Consider the following 20,269-nt stretch of genomic DNA (forward strand, 5'->3'; position numbering starts at 1 on the left):
ATGAATGTACCATGCCAAGCCCTTGAATAAAGGCGATTGTGATGATGGCAGTCCAAAACAGGGAAATGACGTGACCGGTATCAGAACTTCTTTTTCGATGATTTTCGCGATGGCGGTAACGCTATGGCCATTTGCGGCATCGGCCGATTTTAGGAAAAGCGACTTAAAGGCAGATCCCAGCGGCCAGTTTTATTGCGACGAGACGATGGACTGGTGTTTTGGTCTTGCCCAGAAACCCAGTAACGCCGGCGAGGGGCACACACCGCTTCTTCTTGTCCTGCGCGACGGCAAAGAGGTGACGCGTCAGGAAATCATTCTGGGGAAAAGACGGCATGACGGCAATGGCGGTTGGCGCAAGACCGGCATTTGGCCGCACCGGTTTCATGATCCGCAACGCCGTGGTGCGTTTCTTATGGGAATTGTGACGACCACGACGGTTGGATATTCAGGCGGTGGCGCATCTGTTGCAATGCTGTCGCTCATTCGGGTGGACCCGACGCCGGGAAATAGTCCGACAGGAACGCCGCCCGTACTTGGCATGGTTGCAACGGTGCCACTGGAAGCGTCCAAAATGATCCGGGCCTGCTTTAGCGAACAGGATGCAATTGACCGCCATCAGGTTTGCCATGATGAATATGATTTTGAAGCCAGCATTACGCCACTATCGGACGTTGGCGCGCAGGTTGATGGCGATGACGCGGGGCAAGGCAACATGCCGTCGCTTCAGTATGTTGCACGGGCAAGCCGGTTCCCGCCAAACGCTGATCTTGGCACGGACTCAAGTGTCCGACCGCCTTTGAGCAAGCAGGAAATGGTACGTGCGCCTGACCTTGCATGTAGTTTTGATGCGGTTTTCAGGTTTGATCGCAAGGCACAAATATATGAAACGGATCTTCCGATTGAAGGGTGTGAAACCTATTTGATCCCATGAAAAAGACGCGCTGTTATGAGCACAGCGCGTCTTTTTGTGTGCCTGAAAGGGTGTGGGCTTTAAGACAAGCGCACTTTGACGTAATCGCCCGGTGCCGGGCCAAGGACCTTGAGCTTGCCGTCTCCGGGTTTGCGCGCATCGACTTTGCCACCCGATCGACGACTGATCCAGTTTTGCCAGTCGGTCCACCATGATCCGTCGTGCTGGGTGGCTTTGGCGATCCAGTCGTCGGGGTTTTCCGGGGTGCGGTTATAGGTCCAATAGCAATATTTCTTGGCCGCAGGTGGGTTCACCACACCGGCAATATGGCCCGATGCCGACAGCACAAACTTGACCTGACCGGACATAAGCTGCGTTCCGGCATAGGTTGCCTGCCACGGGGCGATATGGTCTTCGCGGGTCGATAGGAAATAGACCGGGATTTTGATGTCGCGCAGGTCAATCGGCTCGCCCAGAATTGAAATTCCGCCGGGTTCACGCAGCAGGTTTTTATTGTACATATTGCGCATATAAAAACTGTGCATGGCCTTTGGCATGCGGGTGGAATCGGAATTCCAATACAGAAGGTCAAACGGGAAGGGGTCTTTGCCCAACATGTAGTTGTTGACGACAAACGACCAGATCAGGTCATTGGCACGCAACATGTTAAACGACATCGACATGTCCCGCCCATCAAGATAGCCCTCCTTGGACATCTTGTTTTCGAGGCTTTTGATCTGTTCATCATCGACAAAGACCGACAGTTCACCCGATTTTTCAAAATCCATCAGGGTGGTAAAGAATGTTGCGGATTTAATCCGGTCATCCCCGGTTTTGGCCATATAGGCAAGCGTGGAGCTTAGCAGCGTCCCACCAAGACAATAGCCAATCGCGTTGACGTCGCTTTCACCTGTTGCTTTCTCAATCATGTCCAAAGCCGCAAGTACGCCGTCCTTGGCATAATCTTCAAAGCTTTTTTCGGCCAGTTCGCTGTCGGGGTTGACCCATGACAGGACAAACACGGTGTGTCCTTGATCGACAGCCCATTTGATGAAGGAATTTTCCGGGCGCAGATCAAGAATGTAATATTTGTTGATCCATGGCGGCACGATCATAAGCGGGCGTTTGGCGACCTTGTCGGTGCTTGGCGTATATTGTTGCAATTCCATCAAGGGGGTTCTGCCGACGACCGATCCTTCGCTGGTGGCGACGTTTTCGCCAATCTTGAACGCATCAAGGTCCGTCATGCGGATTTGCAGTTTGCCCTTGCCACGTTCAAGGTCGCCCAGAAGATTTTGCAGTCCCTTAAGCAAATTCTCGCCGCCACTTTCGATGGTGGTGCGCAGAACTTCCGGGTTGGTCATCAGGAAGTTGGTCGGTGAAATCGCATCGGCAAACTGGCGGGTATAAAACTCGACCTTCTGGGCTGTTTTGTCATCCAGACCGTCAACGTCATGGACAAGATTTTGCATCCATTGCGATGACAGAAGGTAGGACTGTTTGATGTAGTCAAAGACTTCATTATTTTCCCACGCTTCGTCACGGAATCGACGATCCCCGCGCAGCGGTGACGCCACAGGTTCGGATTCTTCGCCCATCATGCGCAGCGTTGTGTTATGCCACAGCATATAATATTGCTGCCACAAATCCATTTGCGCCTCGACCAATTTGGTCGGGTTTTGCATGATCTGGCTGGTTAATTCGACAAAGGCCGAGCCGATATTAAGGGGGTCAGGATCAGAAATTTCAGGGTCTTCAGCCTGTTTTGCGAGGAAGTCTGCGACAAGTCGTTGACTTCTTTCGGCAATTTCTGCCATTGCTTCTGACAGTTTTTCGGGGTCCGGGTGATTGAGTTCAGTTTCTTTGGCCTGTTGATCGCTCATGGGGCATTCCCTTATGATACCGCGATGGATAGGGCGTAACACAAAAACGTGGTAAGCATCTTTGCAATATCGCAAGACTTTTTACGTTTTATGTTCCGGCTATCCATTTGGCGCGCCGGGTTGAAACTCTGCTTGATCACAAGCTAATCATGGTCTTAGCCTAGCTTGCCGGTATGGGGTAGTACAAGAATTATAAGGTGACGTTTTGCAGGCTTATTCAACGCAGGCGTCATCAAACCAAAGTTTGGAGCAGCGAAAACAAATGGGCGTTCTGAAATCGACGACAGGGCAGTGGTCGTGGCAGGAGACTGCAAGGGGGAAGCTGCGGCTATTGCTGCAGACCGGTTCTGCGCTGGCGGTGGTCATGACACTGGGCGCCTGTTCTTCGGTTCCTGATGCGATCAATCCGGTGGAGTGGGGCAAATCCGTTGGTGACATGTTCGACGGCGAAGGCGATGAAACCGCCAAGTCCGAAGAAGCCATTCCCGGTGAAGACGGCGAATATCCGAGCCTGTCAGATACGCCGGCCAAACCCATTGTGACCGGTGATCAAGAGCGCGATGCCCTGATTGCGGGCCTTGCTGCGGATCGCACCAATGCGCAATATACCCAAGGGGGCCGTCGTCAGACGTCCGATCCGGTCAATGCGTTACAGTCTGCACCAGAAGTTTCTGCATCTGAACCCGTCATCCAGCCTGCACCCACCACCCCGGTGAGCAGCAGTGCAATGGCTGATGCGACCAGTGCGACGACCACAAGTGCCACCAAAACAACTGCGGCTGCGACCAGTGGTGTTACATCGGCACAGTCGGGGTCGAAAATCGCCGATGAGTGGTCGGCAAAGTCACCAACCTCCGGCCCGATTCCAACCCCGGAAGCTGCACCTGATCGTCCGGCTGTTGTGGCCGGTGCCGCAGCAGGGGCTGCTGCAGGTGGCGCATCAACCGCCAGTGAGCGTGAGGCCGAGCAGTTGGCCGCCTATGAGGCCGCACAGGCCGCAGAGGCCGGTAACACAGCCGCGCCACAACAATCAAGCGCACCCGCACCTTCGTCTGGTGATCCGGTGATGGATCAGTATCAGCGCCGCCTTGCCGAAGGTCAGGGCCAGTTTGCCAATGAACCGACCGCATCGTATGCACCGGTTGGTCAGGGTCAGGACTTTGACTATTCGATGTATTCTGACAATGGTGCGGTCACTGTCGATGAAAGCCAGTTTGGCGGTTCCGATCCGGTTTATGGTGGCGACACCATGACAATGGATATGTCGGAAACCAACGACATGCTGGCATCCCGCCTTGGCGTGCGGTCGATCAATCAGGCTGGTCCGTCTGTCAATGGTGTTCAGATTGCACAAATCCAGTTTGGCCATGGTTCATCAAACCTTGGCGGCAGTGATGGCAATGTCCTGCAACAGGTTGCCACTACCTGGCAGCAGACTGGCGGCGCCATTCGTGTGATTGGCCATGCGTCAATGCGAACCGCAAACATGAGCCTTGAAGAACATATGCAGGCAAACCGCCACGTTTCGGAAAAACGTGCGTCGGCAGTTGTGTCACGCCTGTTGTCACTCGGCGTTAATCCAGGCGCGATCTTTGTTGGGGCCGACGGCTCGGCTGATCCGCGGTATTACGAAGGTGTTCCGGCCGGTGAGGCAGGCAACCGTCGCGTGGAAATCTTCCTCGATTACTGATCGCGACTTTAAAAGTATCACCTGATCGAACAGAGGTTCGCAGGGTCGACTGAACGAATATCATCAGCGCGGAAGGGCATGCCTTTCCGCGCTGATGTTGTTTCAGGGGGCTGGATGTGCCCGGTTTTGAATTTAAGCACGGTTCAAGTGCATTAATTCGTTGAGTCATTATCCCAGAAAAGGTAAATCCTTCGAATTGTACGCTGTGAAGCGCCTTTTTTAGGTGTCTCCACGCAATTTTCGTAAATTCGAGGATGTGCTTTTCGCATAAAATTCGAAAATCGCCAATTTGATGAGGATGTAGGATAATGTCCCAAGACTTCCACCGCATAAAACGTCTCCCGCCCTATGTATTCGCAGAAGTAAATGCGATGAAGGCGGCGGCACGGCGCGCGGGTGAGGACATTATTGATTTCGGCATGGGCAACCCGGACCCGGCCACCCCACAGCATATTGTCGATAAACTGGTCGAAACGGTTCAGAACCCGCGTACGCATGGCTATTCCATGTCACGCGGCATTCCTGGCCTTCGCAAAGCATTGGCGGCTTACTATGGCCGTCGTTTCGGGGTGGATATTGATCCGGAAACCGAAACGGTCGTGACCCTTGGCTCCAAGGAAGGTTTGGCCAATCTGGCGGCTGCGATTACAAGCCCCGGGGATATCTTTTTGGTGCCCAACCCATCCTATCCGATCCATGCTTTTGGTTTTATCATTGCCGGTGCCGCATTGCGCCACATCCCGATTGGCCATGATGATCAGGGCACATTCAGCACCGAAAGTTTCATGGAACAGCTGCACCGGGCGGTAAAACACTCCGTACCCAAACCAAGTGCGGTTGTGTTGAACTTTCCGGCCAACCCAACGTCACTTGTGGTTGATCTGGCGTTTTATCAGGAAGTTGTCGATTTCTGCCGTAAGCATGAAATCTATGTCCTGTCTGATATTGCCTATTCCGAGATTTATTTTGATGGCAATCCGCCGCCCTCGATCTTGCAATGCAAGGGGGCCAAGGATATCGCCGTTGAATTCTATTCATTATCGAAAACCTATTCGATGGCGGGCTGGCGCATCGGGTTTGCCACGGGTAATAAAAAGCTGATCAACGCCCTGACGCGGATTAAGTCATATCTGGATTACGGTGCGTTTACCCCTGTTCAGGTTGCGGCAACCGCCGCCCTTAATGGCCCGCAGGATTGCGTTGAGGAATTCCGCAATCTGTACCGCGAGCGGCGCGATATCTTTATCGAGGGTGCATTAAGTGCAGGCTGGGAAATCCCAAGCCCGGCGGCCACTATGTTTGCATGGGCACCGATCCCTGATGCCTTTGCCGAACTGGGATCACTTGATTTTTCCAAGTTGCTTTTGCAGGAAGCCGGCGTTGCGGTGGCACCGGGGCTTGGCTTTGGCGAGTATGGCGATCGTCATGTTCGGATTGCACTGGTGGAAAACAAACACCGTATCCGACAGGCCAACCGGAACATCAAACAGTTCTTTTCCAAGTGCCCGGATGCAGATTCTGCACGTGAACTGTTGAAGAAATCTGTCTGATATCTCATAAAGCATTCTGTGTTTCGCCCGGGACATGTCCCGGGCGTTACTTTGTCAGGATGCAGCACGCATGAAATGATGCGATTTGTGTCCCTGCGGATTAAACCACGGGCTTAGGAGTTATCGTGAAAGACGTCGTTAAAATCGGTGTGGCAGGCCTCGGTACGGTCGGTGCCGGAACCGTTAAACTGCTGAGTGAACATCGCGACATTCTGACCGACCGTTCGGGTCGCCAGATTGTTGTTACAGCGGTATCGGCGCGTGATCGAACTCGCGATCGTGGTTTTTCAACTGACGGTCTGACATGGTATGAAGATGCCCGTGATCTGGCAGCTGACAAGGACGTCGACATTCTGGTCGAGCTGATCGGTGGATCAGACGGCATTGCCTATGACGTATGCAAGACCGCCCTTGAAAACGGCAAGCATGTTGTAACCGCCAATAAGGCGTTGATCGCGCTTAAGGGTGCGGAGCTGGCCCAGATTGCCGATGCCAACAAAGTCACCATTGCCTATGAAGCAGCGGTTGCGGGCGGTATTCCGGTGGTCAAGGCCCTTCGCGAAGGTTTGGCAGGTAACGCCATTTCGCGTGTCACCGGCATCCTGAACGGGACCTGTAACTTCATCCTGACCACCATGCGTGAGCAGGGCCGCGATTTTGCCGACGTTCTGGCCGAGGCGCAAAAACTTGGCTATGCCGAGTCTGATCCGACCTTTGACGTTGATGGCATTGATGCTGCCCACAAGCTGGCGATTTTGGCGAGCCTCGCCTTCGGGGTTGAGGTTGATTTCGATGCGGTGGCGGTTGAAGGCATTCGCAGCGTATCGGCGCTTGATATTCAGCTGGCCGAAGAACTCGGATACCGCATCAAGCTTCTGGGGATTGCCAAGCAGACGCCAGAAGGCATTGAGCAGCGCGTATCGCCCGTAATGGTGGACCGTTCAACACAGATTTCCAAGGTCGAAGGCGTGTTTAATGCCGTCGCGCTTGAAGGCGATTATGTTGGCCCGGTTGTCCTGCAGGGACGCGGGGCGGGTGAACGCCCGACCGCATCCGCCGTTGTTGCCGATATTGTCGATATTGCAGCGGGCCGCACTGCACCGGTATTTGGTGTTCCCGCTGAACGGCTTAAGAAAAACGTGCGTGCGTCACTCGAAAAGCATGTCGGTGCCTATTACCTGCGTCTGATGGTCTGGGATCGTCCCGGGGTTATGGCAAAGGTGACCGCAACCCTTGCCCAGCACGGTGTTTCGATGGCATCCATGATCCAGCATGGCCGGGCTGAAACCGAAGGTGGTGTTGTGCCCGTCGTGATTGTTGCGCATGAGACAACCGAAGCTGCCATGTCGGGGGCGGTCGAAGACATCGCAGCGTTTGAAAGCAATTCGCAGCCGCCGGTTCTGATGCGGATTGAAAGTTTCGCATCTTAATAAAACAAACAAGATATAAACGCCTCGCACCTGTCAAGATGCGGGGCGTTGTTGCAGCAGGCCGTTTGACTGGTATGATCACGCGGGTTCGCGTGGCTTGAGGCGACTGTCACAGAAAACCTGTAGAAAGACATATTTCGATCAAGGTTTCGCGCCACTGTAGGATTTTACAGTTAGACCCCCGGTCGGTGGGGGAATGCGGAAAAGACAAGAACAATAAAGCAAGACAACAACGAGACAGGGCCCCCAGACCCTGCACCACGAAACAAGGAAGACAAAATGGATCGAAATCTCGCGCTTGAAACCGTCCGGGTTACCGAGGCCGCAGCACTGGCGTGCTCTGGCCTGATGGGACGTGGCGATGAAAAGGCTGCTGATCAGGCGGCTGTTGATGCGATGCGTAATGCGCTTAACAGCATGGACATCAGAGGCACGGTCGTCATCGGTGAAGGTGAACGCGACGAAGCCCCGATGCTGTTCATTGGCGAAGAAGTTGGTTCGGGCGAAGGTCCGGAAATCGACATCGCGCTTGATCCGCTTGAGGGCACGACCATCTGTGCGACCGGCGGGCCGAACTCCTTGGCGGTTGTTGCCATGGCGGAAAAGGGCGGCTTTTTGAACGCGCCTGATACCTACATGGAAAAAATCGCTGTTGGCGGTGGTTTGCCAGACGATGTTGTTGATCTTGATGCCAGCCCGGCCGAAAACCTGAAAAACCTTGCCGCGGCCAAGGGCTGTGCGGTTGCTGATCTTGTGGTTTGTATTCTGGATCGTCCGCGCCATCAGGACATCATTGCCAAAACCCGCGAAGCAGGTGCACGCATCATGTTGATCGGTGACGGGGATGTTGCCGGTGTGATCGCAACCTCGCAGAAAACATCGGGCATTGATCTTTATATGGGCACCGGTGGCGCGCCAGAAGGCGTTCTTGCCGCAGCCGCCCTTCGTTGTATCGGCGGTCAGTTCCAGGGCCGTCTTGTTTTCCGCAATGACGATGAAATCGCACGTGCGAAAAAATGGGGGATCGAAGACCTCAATCGCAAATACAAACTTGGCGAGCTTGCCAAGGGCAATGTGATGTTTGCCGCCACGGGCGTTACCGATGGTGCGATGTTGCGCGGTGTACGCCGTTTTGCCAATGGTGCGGAAACCGAAAGCATCGTGATGCGCAGCCAGTCAGGCACCGTGCGCTATGTCCGTGCGGTCCACGATTTCAGCCGGAAAATCTGGTACAAATAAGCACCGTCTTTTCGGAATGGTCAAAAGGGAGTGCGGTGCACTCCCTTTTGTCGTTATACCAGTATTCTAATCGCTTGCAGGGCAGGGCGGTCTGGGTTACATCCTGCGCCCCTTCAAAACATAAAAAACGCCGGAGCCCGCCAGATGTCGGAAATTATTGCGCTTGATTTTGGGACGACCAATTCCGTTTTGGCGGTGGCCGACAGTGCGGGAAATGTGCAATCGGCAAAGTTCGAAGTGGGTGCCAACAGTTTTGATACCTACCGCACCATCCTGTATTTCTGGGAAGAACAGGAACTGACCGCGCCGGGCGCACCAACCCATATGCAAAGCCGGTCGGGCCCGTTTGCAATTGCCGAGTATCTTCGTGAAAGTCACGATTGCCGATTGATCCAGTCGATGAAGTCATACCTTGCATCCAAGGATTTTGACGGCACGGATATCTTTGGCACGACCTATTCGATCGAAGATTTGATCGCGACGTTCCTCACGCAAATCCATCATTTCGCGCAGCACAGCCTTGGCTGGTTGGGCCAGCGGGTGATTTCCGGGCGCCCGGTGGCCTTTGCCGGAAGTAACCCGGATAATGATTTTGCCGAAATGCGCCTGCGCAGTGCCTATGAACAGGCCGGGTTTGACGTTGAGGCCATGGTGTTTGAACCCTTGGCGGCGTCCTATTATTACGGGCGGGAACTTGAAAAGGCCGAAACCGTTCTGGTTGCCGACTTTGGCGGTGGGACGAGTGACTTTTCGCTGATCCGCTTTACGCCGGGTCTTGGCATGCGTGGCGTGCAACCATTGGCGCATACTGGCCTTGGCGTTGCCGGCGACCGGTTTGATTACCGCATCATCCAAAAGGCTGTCTGGCCACGCCTTGGCTTTGGCTCGGATTATAAATCGATGGGGGCGACCCTTCCGGTGCCGCGCCAATATTACACGGCATTTTCACGCTGGCATGAACTTGCCATGATGAACCAGCCCAAAACCATCAATGAAATCAAAAGTCTGGTCCGCTCGGCCACCAAACCCGATGATATCGAGGATCTGGTGGCGATCATTGAAGAAGAAATGGGTTTCCACCTGTATCAAACCGTGTCGAAAGCCAAGGCTGAGCTGTCTGACAACGACAGCGCCTTACTGCAATTTTCCCACGGCGGGGTGGAAATTGAAGAACGCCTGACGCGGGCTGATTTCGAAGCCGCGATTGCGCCAGACATGTCCGAGATTGAGATCGCCGCCAAACACTGCCTTGATCAGGCAGGCTTAAAAGCCGGTGACGTGTCCAAGGTGTTTATGACTGGCGGCACATCCTATGTTCCAGCAGTGCGCAAAATGTTTGAAGATGGCTTTGGTAAGGACCGCATCGAAATCGGCCAGCCGTTCCTGTCGGTCGCCCATGGCTTGGCCCTGATTGCGGCGGATGAGGGGATTGTTTGAAAAGGTGATCGAATTTATGGACGTGGACGAAACTGTGCTTTAAGCCATTTTCGACATTTGAAGTTCGAACTAGAAGACACACACGGCAGGTTTGGTGTGAACTGAATGCTCATGTGATTTAAGGGGGGGGGGAGACTTTGCTATTTCATGAACTGGCGTTTTTATACGTGTTCATGCCTGTAACTATGGCGATTGCGATTTGGGCCGGGCGTAAAGACGATAAGTCCCTTTTCATATACTTTTTATGTGCAGCATCCCTTGTTTTCTATGGTTGGTGGAACCCGGTTTTTGTGCCGCTTTTGGTTATGTCAATCGTATCTAACTATTTCTTGGGTAATTTCCTCGTTAAATCTCGGGACGCCTCTCGGAAAAAGGCATTCCTTTTCTTGGGAGTGGCGGCAAACCTTCTGGTACTTGTTGTGTTTAAGTATTTGGGGTTCTTTGCTGATATTATCGGGGATGCTTTTTCAGCCAAACCTGTTGTGCTTCAGTTAGAGCTTCCTCTAGGGATATCGTTTTTCACTTTTTTACAAATTGCATACATTGTTGATGCCGCAAAGGGTGAGACTGTTCGTGACAAATTTGCCCCCTATTTTCTTTTCGTTACTTTCTTTCCGCATCTGATTGCGGGGCCATTGGTTCATCATAGAAGTCTGATTAGTCAGTTTTCACAGAAGATGACTAACGCTACTGAAAATCTATCGGTAGGGTTTACGATCTTTGTGATCGGTCTCTTCAAAAAGCTGGTTCTTGCTGATATTGTTGTCTACTGGTCTGACGCAGTTTTTAATGGTGCAGCAAATGGTGTTGCTCCAAGTCTGGTTGACAGCTGGGTTGGCGCCATCTCCTTTACCCTGCTGATTTATTTTGATTTTTCGTCCTATTCCGATATGGCGATTGGATTGTCGAAAATGTTGGGCATCCGTCTTCCTGAGAATTTCAATTCTCCCTACAAGGCGACCTCGATCATTGAATTCTGGCGGCGATGGCACATTACGTTGTCGAGTTTCCTGCGAGACTATCTTTACATCCCCCTTGGTGGAAACCGTAAAGGTCAGATGCGCCGACATGTCAATCTTATGATTGTGATGCTTTTGGCGGGGCTTTGGCATGGTGCCAGCTGGCAATTCGTTCTTTGGGGCGGATTGCACGGCACATATTTGCTGATAAACCATCTGTGGGGATCGCAGAAACTTATTATACTTCCAAAACTTGTTGGGTTTCTAATAACGTTTGTCGCGGTAGTTTTTGCTTGGATTCCATTTCGTGCGGAAACTTGGGATGCTTCGGTGTTGGTTCTGAAAGGGATGATTGGGCTGAATGGCATTATTCTGCCGGTTCACTATGAAGCACTGCTGCCGAGTGCTGCTGCGCACGCGCTTGAAAGCCTTGGTGTTACGTTCTCTGCTCTTACTGTCTACGGCGGGTTGACACAATTAATATCTCTGGGAATGCTGCTGGTATTTGTCTGGGTTCTACCCAATACGCAGCAGATCATGGGACGATATGACGTGGTGCTGGAAAAACGGGCGAAACCCGTTCCCATCTGGATGTGTTGGAAGCCTTCCATTGCATCGGGATGTGTCGTCGCGGTTTTAGGCGCCTATCTTTGGATGTTGGGTTTGCAGGGAAAAGCTGGTGAGTTCATCTACTTTCAATTCTGATCGTTACTTGGTGATTGTTCTCGTGGGGGGGCTCCTAGTACTCGCCTTTATTCTTCTCGGGTTGGAGTTGTTCCTTCGTAACCAGGCATCAGGCAGCGCTGGCGATAAGCAATATCGTGAGCGTTTCCTCCATGGTACGGCTCCTTGGGTTGCTTTTGGAGATTCGCATGTAGAGGGCGGTTTGCTCTCTGTTGCATGGTTGGACAATCTTGGAAAAGCGTCTGACAACCTTGAAACCATTTCGGATAAAGTATCGTTAAGGCTGCAGAGGGGCGGTTTACAAGGGGTAATACTGCCAGCTGATCCACAAATTTTCTCGTTCTACCGCCTGTCAGCAAAACAAGAAAACAGGATTGATGCTTTGCGGTCAGATCCTTCGGTTAGTTTGTTCATTCTCAACCCTAGTTATCGCCAATATCTGGAAAAGATCTTTTGGACGTTGGTGCAAAAACCAATACATTTTTTTGTCGGGGAAAATGAACGAACTGAACAATACGAGGAGGCCGATAGTTGGAACCGAACCATTGCAATAAGGGTGCAGTTGCATACGCCCGTACCAAACATTTTTGATCTTGATGCGGCGGATCAATACAGAAAAATGGTGCAGGCATTGAAAGCACATGGGCTGGCTGTTTGCCTAGTGAGATACCCAGTCTCACATGACTACCTTCTCGCCGCACAGAAGTTGGATGGGTTTGAAAATGCGGAAAAATTCTTTAAATCGGTATCATCAAACTTGAATGCGCATTACGTAGACTTATCCGAAATCCTGCCAAATGAAATCTTTGATGACCCTGATCATGTGCCGTACTCTGCTAGAGGCGAGGTCACTGCCTTTGTGAAGGAGCGCTGCAATATATAGTAGGCGAAGCGAATTCGTTGAGAGCGGAGATTTAACCAGCCAGCATTATTTCTTATCCGTGACCCATTGACTTGCGCTGACTGCAGAAAATGAAGAAATTTTTGCGTTTTCTTCTTTAACCTGTAGATAAATTTGATGATTTTTATGAACACGAAAAATTCCTACCACACTGGATTTGCAAAAGCACGACAGCGGCGAAAAATAATCCAACAGCCAAGCCGCTGAGCGCATAAAGCCAGATCGATATCGCATGGCGTTTGAAGATCCATGGCAGAATGCCGCCCATAAGACACAGGGCCGGGAAGGCGAGAAGGCTGTAAAACATCAGCTGGGTAATCGGATTGTTTTCCGATCCCGGTGCGTCAAACATCATTGGCGACATCATCACCATCGGCAGCGACAGAAGTGCACCAAGGATGGAGATGATCGTCAGGGTGATTCTCAGGCCTTTTTTGTGGGTCATTGCGCGTATCCATTTTTGTTATGGGGCCAGTGTGCACAACTTTTGACGGCATGCAATCCGTTGTGGGCTGTGTGATGTTTTCCACGATGCGCAATCGCCCTTTCTTTTCAGCGTGTGCAATCACACCTATCTTGATGCGTAACGGACACGGTCGGCAACGGCATGCGAAGGTCCGCGTTTGAGATCAGGGAGAACGACCGATGAGTATGGAAAGTGACACGCATGTCGTTGAACGGCTAACCGGGCAAATTGTGCCCGCACTTCCCTTACCGGCAACAAACGGGCAGTCGGTTGATTTATCCGTCCTTTCCGGGCGCACGGTTGTCTATGCCTATCCACGTACCGCTGAGCCGGGAACGCCGTCTCCCGCCGGGTGGGACCAAATTCCCGGCGCCAAGGGCTGCACGCCGCAATCCTGCTCGTTCCGCGATCACGCCAAAGAACTCGCAGCCATTGGTGTCACCAACCTGTTTGGGCTTTCAAGCCAGAGCACGCAATACCAGCAAGAAGCGGGCGAGCGCCTTCATTTGCCGTTTGCGTTGTTGTCGGATGCCGATCATCGGTTCAAGGAGGCCATGGCAATGCCGGACTTTGAGGTCGAAGGTATGCGGCTGTTCAAGCGTCTGACGATGGTTTTGGACGATGGCAAAATTACCAAGGTGTTCTATCCGGTTTCGGAACCTGCACAGGATGCCGACAACGTTTTGAAATGGTGCCGGGACAATCCATCGGCCTGATCTTTGACGCACGGGCGATTGTGATGGCTGATGGATTTCACCATTATTTGGGCCGAACTGTACGAGCCGAAAAATTATCCAGTTTAAGCTGACCCAAGATTGCGCTATTTCATGGGCATGACAGATCATGCGTTTGAAAAGACTTTTATGGGGATCGAACGATCCGCGACCGGAAAATGGTGGCGGGAGCGCGATCTGGATGAGCGGCTTGGCATTACCATTGCCCAGCGGTTCGGGGTGCCCGAAATTGTCGGGCGGGTGATGGCATCGCGCGGCATTGGCCTTGATGATGCCAAAAGTTTCCTGTCGCCAACTTTACGCGATTTGATGCCCGATCCATCCTCGTTAAAGGATATGGACAAGGCCGCATCGCGTATTGCCGATGCGATTGAAGCGGGCGAGAAGCTTGCCGTTTTTGGCGATTATGACGTTGATGGCGCCACCAGTACCGCGTTGCTGAAACGGTTTTTCCGCGCCCTTGGCGCCGATGTGCCCGTCCATATTCCCGACCGTATGAAAGAGGGCTACGGCCCCAATGCCCCGGCATTGCTGGAATTGCAGCGCAACGGTGCCAACCTGATCCTGACCGTAGATTGCGGCGTGACGGCCTATGCCCCGCTGCAAGAAGCCAAGGATGCCGGGATCGAGGTCATCGTGGTCGATCACCACGCGGCCGAGCCGGAATTGCCGCCTGCGGTGGCGGTGGTCAATCCAAATCGGTTGGATGATGAAAGTGGTCTTGGTAATCTGTGTGCCGCTGGTGTGGCGTTTTTGCTGTGTGTGGCGATGTTGCGCGAATTGCGCAGCCGGGGTTGGCTTGAAAAGGCTGGCATTCGTGCGCCTGATTTACGGAGCTGGCTTGATCTGGTGGCGTTGGGCACGGTGTGTGATGTTGTGCCGTTGCGCGGGCTTAACCGTGCCTTTGTCACGCAGGGGCTTAAGGTCATGCGCCATCGGTCCAATGTTGGTATGACGGCACTGGCCGATGTCGCCGGGGTCAATGAAACACCGAGTGCCTATCACCTTGGCTTTGTCCTTGGACCGCGTGTGAACGCCGGTGGGCGCGTTGGCGAAAGTTTCCTCGGTACAACCCTTCTTTCAGGCGAAAACCCCGCAGAGGCGCAGGATATCGCCCGCAAGCTTGATGAATATAACCGTGAGCGCAAGGCGATTGAGGATATTGTCCTTGATCAGGCAATTAGTGCCGCCGAAGGAAAGTCAAAAGTCGGATCAATGGTTCTGGTCGGCGGCGAAGATTGGCATCCCGGCGTGATTGGCATTGTCGCAAGCAGGCTTAAGGACCGTTATCACGTACCATCCCTGGTGATGGGGATGGTCGATGGGGTCTATAAGGGATCGGCGCGATCTGTGCGTGGTATTGACCTTGGGGCGGCGGTCATTGCCGCACGTCAATCGGGTCTTCTGATCAATGGTGGCGGGCACGGCATGGCGGCGGGCTTTACCCTTGATCCTGAAAAGCGCGATGCGTTTGAAGCGTTCCTTGAAGAACGTTTTGCCAAGATCATTGCCGAAAATGATATTCGCCCGACCATCACGGTCGATGGTGCGCTTCATGCGGCAGGGGCGACGCTTGATCTGGTTGAGGCGCTTGAAAATCTGGGGCCATTTGGGGCGGGCAATGCCGAACCCCGGTTTGTCTTTGTTGATTGCCGGGTGATCAAGGCTGACGTGGTCGGGGCTGATCATGTGCGCTGTATCCTGACCGGATCGAACGGCAAGGGGCGGCTTAAGGCCATTGCATTTCGGTGTCTTGATAACGACATGGGCCAGACGCTTATCAAGCATGGCGGGCGTCCGTTGCATATCCTTGGGCATTTGCGGCGCGATAGCTGGCAGGGGCGCGAAGGTGTTCAGTTGATGATTGATGATGTCTCCCTGCCGGGATAATTTACATGCTATACAAGTAGATATGCTGTTTTGTTGCCTTGATGGTGAATGCTTGGTAAATAGGGAAGGTGAACCTATCCCTTAGGGTGGAAGTGATGGCCCGCACGTGATGCCAAAGCAACATGATAGCACGTCTGTAAACCGCCAGGGCGACGGGGGCCGTGCTTGTCGCTGGTGCTGTCGGTTTGTTGCGCTGTTTACCGTGATTCTGGGGGCATTGTTCATTGCATTGCCAGGCCGGGCACAGTCCGGGTCGATTGATGGCAGTGATCCGGCAAATATCGTGGATGCGCTTGATGTCACGCTTTTGACCGAGGAATATCCACCATTTAATTTCCTTGAAAATGGCCAGTTGCGCGGTGTTGGTGCCGAAGTGGTTCAGGCGATGGCCGGGCAAATCGGTTATGGCAGACATATTGAAGTGCTGCCATGGAAACGCGTAATTTTGCGGCTTGAGGAAGACGCCAATATTGGCGTGTTCTCCATGACACGCACCCCGCAGCGCGAAGATATGTATTCCTGGGTGGGGCCGATTGTGCGCACCAATGCGGGGATCTATCAACTGGTGGACCAACCCAACCCGGTGCGCTCTATTGATGATCTTCGGAGTGCTAAGGGGATCGGGGTGCAGGCCGGTGGTGCAGACGAGGTGGCGTTGCGGTCCTATGGGTTTGACAACCTCGAGCCCATTCATAACCCGCGCGGGGGCGTTTTGATGCTTGCATCCGGCCGGATAGCGCTTCTGGTGTCTTCCGACATCGAACTGTTCCGCCAGATCGGCGACACGTCGGTGACGCGCGACCAGTTGCAGATGGTTTATGGCTTTGCCAGCGCGGATTTGTATCTGGCGTTTTCAAAGCAAACGCCGCCATCCGTTGTAAAGGTCTGGCAAAAAGCGTACGACCGTATTGTCGAAAGCGGGCAGTTCGACCGGATTTTGGCGCAATACGGCGTGTCCACAAATCAACATCCTTTGTTTGAGGGTAGTCTGGCACCCGGCCAATAAGGGGCGGGCCATAAACCGCCGGGTATAAAATCCGTTCTGTAAACAGCGTGATGCGCATATTTGCCCTGTGCGGCAAAGACTTGCCGTAATCTCAAGATGGGATTATGCCAGACACATCATGACACAGCACCCCACGACGCCATCCTTATCTTCTTCTCACGGTCTCAAAGCCTTTTTGACGGTTTTGATCCCGATCCTTCTGGCATTTTCACTCAGTCAGTTTTTCAGATCCGCTCAGGCACTCCTCGCAGAACCGCTGCGCGTGGAGCTTACGGTTTCGCCAGAACAGCTTGGTCTGATTTCCGGCAGTTTTCATTTTGCCTTTGCCCTGATGCAAATTCCGGTTGGCGTTATGCTGGACCGTTATGGCCCGCGGTTGACCAACGGTTGCCTGATGTTGGCAACGGTGGTTGGCGTTTTGATTTTTGCCAATGCGCAAAGCGTCGTCGGATTGATGATCGGGCAGGCGGTAATTGGACTGGGGTGCTCGGCGGCATTTATGTCTGCCCTTGTTCTGGCTGCACGCTGGGTCGCGCCGGAAAAGTTTGCGGCCACATCGGGCCTGATTGTGTCGTTTAGTTTGCTCGGCGTTCTGGCATCGGCAACACCATTGGCCGCCTTGGTCGAAACCCATGGCTGGCGCATGGTTTATTACGGGTTGGCGGGATTGAGCGTTTTTGCCGTGATCCTTGATTTCCTATTGGTGCGCGATACGCCGCCGGGCCGGGCCAAGACCGACCAGAAGGGCGAAACCGTTGTTGAGGCCCTGCGCGGGATGGTTTCGGTCTGGAAAAATCGACAGGTCTGGCTTTTGTGCGGCGTGGCGTTTTTCAGCTATCCGACGATCCTGACGGTGCGTGGGCTTTGGGGCGGCCCTTATTTGCATGATGTGTTTGATCTGGGGCCGGTCGGCGTTGGGAATATCCTTCTGATCATGACGATTGGTATGATCCTTGGGCCGCCAACCTATGGGCAATTATCACGCAAGTGGGCGGGCAAGACACATGGCTTGATCGTCTTTGCGGTGCTGGTCGGGGCGGTGACATGTTTGCTACAGGCGTTTGTGGGCCCTGTGGGGATTGGTGTGGCCGCGTTGTTGCTTTTGCTGCATGGTTTCCTTGGCAGCAGTGCGACGCTTAACTACGCCGCCTCGCGTGAGGCTGTTGCGGAACATCAGATCGGCCGCGCCCTGACGACGATCAATCTCGCGACCTTTGCCGGGTTGTTTGTCCTGCAGGGCATTGCCGGATTGATCATCGGGCGGTTCGATGCCGGTGCGCCTGACGGGTATCGCTGGATGTTTATTTTTCTTGGGATTGGTCTTGGTCTTGCGGGAACCTGTTTCTGGTTCGGTGCACGGCGCAAAAAAGGATAATATCGAAACGTTCGTCCATGCGGCTGGGTTGTCGCAACATGCTTCAATCCTTATTTGGAAGGACGAAACGCGAAATAAACCACCCGGTTAAACAAGGAGGCTTGGTTTTTCCGGGATTTGGCCGGTTATGGCCCTATTTTGGGTGAGGGATTAAAAAAAACGTCACAGGGGCGAAAAAGCCGCTTGACCTTACCCGACCCAATCGCTAAAAACCGGCCTCGTTAACGCGCTGCGTCCCCTTCGTCTAGAGGCCTAGGACACTGCCCTTTCACGGCGGCAACAGGGGTTCGAATCCCCTAGGGGACGCCACTCGTTAACACAGACTGTTTTTGGTGACCGTGTCCCCTTCGTCTAGAGGCCTAGGACACTGCCCTTTCACGGCGGCAACAGGGGTTCGAATCCCCTAGGGGACGCCACCGAAACACAGTCCACATAAAATCGCTTTGCGATCTGCGTCCCCTTCGTCTAGAGGCCTAGGACACTGCCCTTTCACGGCGGCAACAGGGGTTCGAATCCCCTAGGGGACGCCACTTTTCTGATCGCAGGATCAATGTGTTACCAGCAAATGCTCGTCCGATGGTTCGGCGGGCATTTTTTGTTTTCCAATCTCCCTAAAAAGTCGGAAGCCTTAAAAGCGAAATCGGTGTTGGCGGACGATTTTCTTTTTGTGCAGGCGATATCGCCGCGTCAGGCTTTCACGTAGTTGCTCGGCCGTCGGGCGGGGGAGTTCGATGGTTTTGCGCAGGTCGGGTTTTTGATCCTCTGTGGTGGCATTGTCCGTTGCGATGGCGGCTGCCGTTTCGGCGAATAAATCGACCGGGTCGGCCTGATCGGCGGCAAACAGGTCGGTAACGCCCACGCCGAGTAAACGGTACTTCGTGCCGTCGATTTCCTTTTTCAGCAACGTCAGCGCGGTATCGAGAATGACGTCTTCGCGTAAAGTGGGATAGGTCAGGCGCATGTTGCGGGTGCGGATTTTGAAGTCCGATGATTTCAGTTTCAGTACCACGGTATGCCCTGCGATTTCCTTACGCGCCAGATCACTGGCGACACGGGCGGTCAGGCGGGTGGCGATCTCGGTCAATTTATCAAGGCCTGCGACATCTTCGTTAAAGGTGGTTTCCGACGACAGGCTTTTGCGTTCCGTGCTTTGTTCGACCCGACGATTGTCTTCTCCACGTGAAAAGTAATATAGCCGTTTGCCAATGCTGCCGTAACGGCCTTGCAGGGCATGGATATCGCGTTCCTGAAGCTGTCCGATGGTGGTGATGCCATCGTCATGGAGCTTGCGTTCCATCGCCGGTCCAACGCCCCACATCATGCGCACGGGCTTGTCGGCCAGGAAATTAACCGCCTCAGCCGCACCTATTATTGAAAAGCCAAAGGGCTTGTTGAGGTCGGAGGCAATTTTGGCGAGGAATTTGTTATAGGAAAGCCCGACCGACACGGTAATGCCGATCTCTTGGCGGACGCTTGCCTGAAGTTCGACCAAGCATTCGGCAGGCGATTTGCCGTGCATGTCATGGGCGTTTGACAGGTCCAGAAAGGCCTCGTCAATCGACAGCGGTTCGATGTCCGGGGTCAGGGCGCGCATCATGTCGCGGACCCGGTATCCTTCGCGCTGATATTTCTTCATGTCGGGGGGTAAAAACACCGCATCAGGGCACAGTTCACGGGCCTTGAAGGCCGGCATGGCAGACCGGACACCATATTTGCGCGCCACGTAACAACAGGTCGAGACAACCCCGCGATGGCCGCCACCAATGATCACGGGCTGATCAATCAATTCCGGGCGGTCGCGTTTTTCGATGGAGGCATAAAACGCATCGCAATCAAGGTGGCCGATAAAAAGATCCGGCAATTCAGCGTGCGCAATGGCGCGTTTGGCGCCGCAGGATGAGCAGGCAACATAGGAACCCGCACCGCCCTTGGGCAGCGGTCGATCAAGGGTCAGGCGCCATTTATGCTGGCAATCGGTGCAAAGCGCATAGAGCATGCTTATTTGTACTTCTTTTGTTCCTTTGTTGCCAAGTCCAGAAATGGCCAAGCTGGTTTGAATTGTATGTTTGCTGACAGGTGTTGTCAGCAAGTCGGGCAAAGAAAAAGCCGGGGATG

Annotated in this window: 15 protein-coding genes and 3 tRNA genes; 15 read left to right on the forward strand and 3 right to left on the reverse strand. The window is 53.4% G+C overall.

Annotation, left to right across the window (positions count from 1 at the left end; genetic code table 11):
• Positions 1–70: 70 nt before the first annotated feature.
• The gene (locus COO92_RS19370; protein WP_133125086.1) at positions 71–931 is read left to right on the forward strand and encodes a hypothetical protein; all 861 of its coding nucleotides are present in this window, start codon (positions 71–73) and stop codon (positions 929–931) included.
• Between the two features lie 59 nt (positions 932–990).
• Here the strand turns inward: COO92_RS19370 and COO92_RS19375 are convergent, their stop codons facing one another.
• Entirely contained in the window at positions 991–2,793 is a 1,803-nt protein-coding gene (locus COO92_RS19375) for a PHA/PHB synthase family protein (protein ID WP_101304613.1), read from the reverse strand.
• A gap of 331 nt (positions 2,794–3,124) precedes the next feature.
• Here COO92_RS19375 and COO92_RS19380 point away from each other — a divergent pair, with 331 nt between their 5' ends.
• The 7 genes from COO92_RS19380 to COO92_RS19410 all read left to right on the forward strand — a co-directional run bounded on the left by COO92_RS19380 (position 3,125) and on the right by COO92_RS19410 (position 12,665).
• Entirely contained in the window at positions 3,125–4,483 is a 1,359-nt protein-coding gene (locus tag COO92_RS19380) for an OmpA family protein (protein WP_240626526.1), read from the forward strand.
• Positions 4,484–4,791: 308 nt separating this feature from the next.
• Positions 4,792–6,033, forward strand: a complete 1,242-nt coding sequence (locus COO92_RS19385; protein WP_022730507.1) for an LL-diaminopimelate aminotransferase — start codon at positions 4,792–4,794, stop codon at positions 6,031–6,033.
• A 125-nt stretch (positions 6,034–6,158) separates the two neighbouring features.
• Positions 6,159–7,463 (forward strand): homoserine dehydrogenase, encoded by a 1,305-nt coding sequence (locus COO92_RS19390; protein ID WP_101304615.1) that lies wholly within the window; start codon positions 6,159–6,161, stop codon positions 7,461–7,463.
• A 279-nt stretch (positions 7,464–7,742) separates the two neighbouring features.
• Positions 7,743–8,702: a class II fructose-bisphosphatase gene (gene glpX, locus COO92_RS19395; protein ID WP_101304616.1), complete on the forward strand. Its 960-nt coding sequence runs from the start codon at positions 7,743–7,745 to the stop codon at positions 8,700–8,702.
• A gap of 144 nt (positions 8,703–8,846) precedes the next feature.
• Positions 8,847–10,139, forward strand: coding sequence for an Hsp70 family protein (locus tag COO92_RS19400; RefSeq protein ID WP_101304617.1), 1,293 nt, complete (start codon positions 8,847–8,849; stop codon positions 10,137–10,139).
• A gap of 137 nt (positions 10,140–10,276) precedes the next feature.
• The gene (locus COO92_RS19405) at positions 10,277–11,803 is read left to right on the forward strand and encodes an MBOAT family O-acyltransferase (protein WP_101304618.1); all 1,527 of its coding nucleotides are present in this window, start codon (positions 10,277–10,279) and stop codon (positions 11,801–11,803) included.
• Positions 11,778–12,665, forward strand: coding sequence for a hypothetical protein (locus COO92_RS19410; protein ID WP_101304619.1), 888 nt, complete (start codon positions 11,778–11,780; stop codon positions 12,663–12,665). Before COO92_RS19405 ends, COO92_RS19410 begins: the two co-directional genes overlap by 26 nt.
• Before the next feature lie 142 nt (positions 12,666–12,807).
• Here COO92_RS19410 and COO92_RS19415 read toward each other — a convergent pair whose 3' ends face one another.
• A complete protein-coding gene (locus tag COO92_RS19415) occupies positions 12,808–13,128 on the reverse strand; it encodes a hypothetical protein (RefSeq protein WP_240626527.1) in 321 nt (106 codons plus the stop codon).
• A gap of 200 nt (positions 13,129–13,328) precedes the next feature.
• Between COO92_RS19415 and COO92_RS19420 the strand changes: the two genes are divergently transcribed.
• The 7 genes from COO92_RS19420 (at position 13,329) to COO92_RS19450 (ending at position 18,684) form a co-directional block, all read left to right on the forward strand.
• Entirely contained in the window at positions 13,329–13,865 is a 537-nt protein-coding gene (locus COO92_RS19420) for a peroxiredoxin (RefSeq protein WP_101304620.1), read from the forward strand.
• A 111-nt stretch (positions 13,866–13,976) separates the two neighbouring features.
• A complete protein-coding gene (gene recJ, locus COO92_RS19425; protein WP_101304621.1) occupies positions 13,977–15,773 on the forward strand; it encodes a single-stranded-DNA-specific exonuclease RecJ in 1,797 nt (598 codons plus the stop codon).
• 109 nt (positions 15,774–15,882) lie between these two features.
• Entirely contained in the window at positions 15,883–16,779 is an 897-nt protein-coding gene (locus COO92_RS19430) for a substrate-binding periplasmic protein (RefSeq protein ID WP_101304622.1), read from the forward strand.
• 118 nt (positions 16,780–16,897) lie between these two features.
• The gene (locus COO92_RS19435) at positions 16,898–18,154 is read left to right on the forward strand and encodes an MFS transporter (protein ID WP_101304623.1); all 1,257 of its coding nucleotides are present in this window, start codon (positions 16,898–16,900) and stop codon (positions 18,152–18,154) included.
• Between the two features lie 233 nt (positions 18,155–18,387).
• A tRNA-Glu gene (locus COO92_RS19440) sits at positions 18,388–18,463 on the forward strand.
• Between the two features lie 31 nt (positions 18,464–18,494).
• A tRNA-Glu gene (locus COO92_RS19445) sits at positions 18,495–18,570 on the forward strand.
• 38 nt (positions 18,571–18,608) lie between these two features.
• Positions 18,609–18,684 (forward strand) — tRNA-Glu (locus COO92_RS19450).
• A gap of 98 nt (positions 18,685–18,782) precedes the next feature.
• On the opposite strand, the gene COO92_RS19455 is transcribed toward COO92_RS19450, so the two are convergent.
• Positions 18,783–20,150 carry a DNA polymerase IV gene (locus COO92_RS19455; protein WP_101304624.1) on the reverse strand — a complete coding sequence of 456 codons (1,368 nt, stop codon included), beginning with the start codon at positions 20,148–20,150 and terminating at the stop codon, positions 18,783–18,785.
• Positions 20,151–20,269 lie beyond the last annotated feature (119 nt).

This window comes from Thalassospira lohafexi, assembly GCF_002844275.1.
GTDB classification, from domain to species: Bacteria; Pseudomonadota; Alphaproteobacteria; order Rhodospirillales; family Thalassospiraceae; genus Thalassospira; species Thalassospira lohafexi.

Bases quoted from the DNA above. Each gene is read 5' to 3' on its own strand.
- COO92_RS19455 (WP_101304624.1), bottom strand. From the start codon at position 20,150: ATGCTCTATGCGCTTTGCACCGATTGCCAGCATAAATGGCGCCTGACC.
- COO92_RS19400 (WP_101304617.1), top strand. From the start codon at position 8,847: ATGTCGGAAATTATTGCGCTTGATTTTGGGACGACCAATTCCGTTTTG.
- COO92_RS19435 (WP_101304623.1), top strand. From the start codon at position 16,898: ATGACACAGCACCCCACGACGCCATCCTTATCTTCTTCTCACGGTCTC.
- COO92_RS19375 (WP_101304613.1), bottom strand. From the start codon at position 2,793: ATGAGCGATCAACAGGCCAAAGAAACTGAACTCAATCACCCGGACCCC.
- recJ (WP_101304621.1), top strand. From the start codon at position 13,977: ATGGGCATGACAGATCATGCGTTTGAAAAGACTTTTATGGGGATCGAA.
- COO92_RS19385 (WP_022730507.1), top strand. From the start codon at position 4,792: ATGTCCCAAGACTTCCACCGCATAAAACGTCTCCCGCCCTATGTATTC.
- glpX (WP_101304616.1), top strand. From the start codon at position 7,743: ATGGATCGAAATCTCGCGCTTGAAACCGTCCGGGTTACCGAGGCCGCA.
- COO92_RS19430 (WP_101304622.1), top strand. From the start codon at position 15,883: ATGCCAAAGCAACATGATAGCACGTCTGTAAACCGCCAGGGCGACGGG.
- COO92_RS19415 (WP_240626527.1), bottom strand. From the start codon at position 13,128: ATGACCCACAAAAAAGGCCTGAGAATCACCCTGACGATCATCTCCATC.
- COO92_RS19420 (WP_101304620.1), top strand. From the start codon at position 13,329: ATGAGTATGGAAAGTGACACGCATGTCGTTGAACGGCTAACCGGGCAA.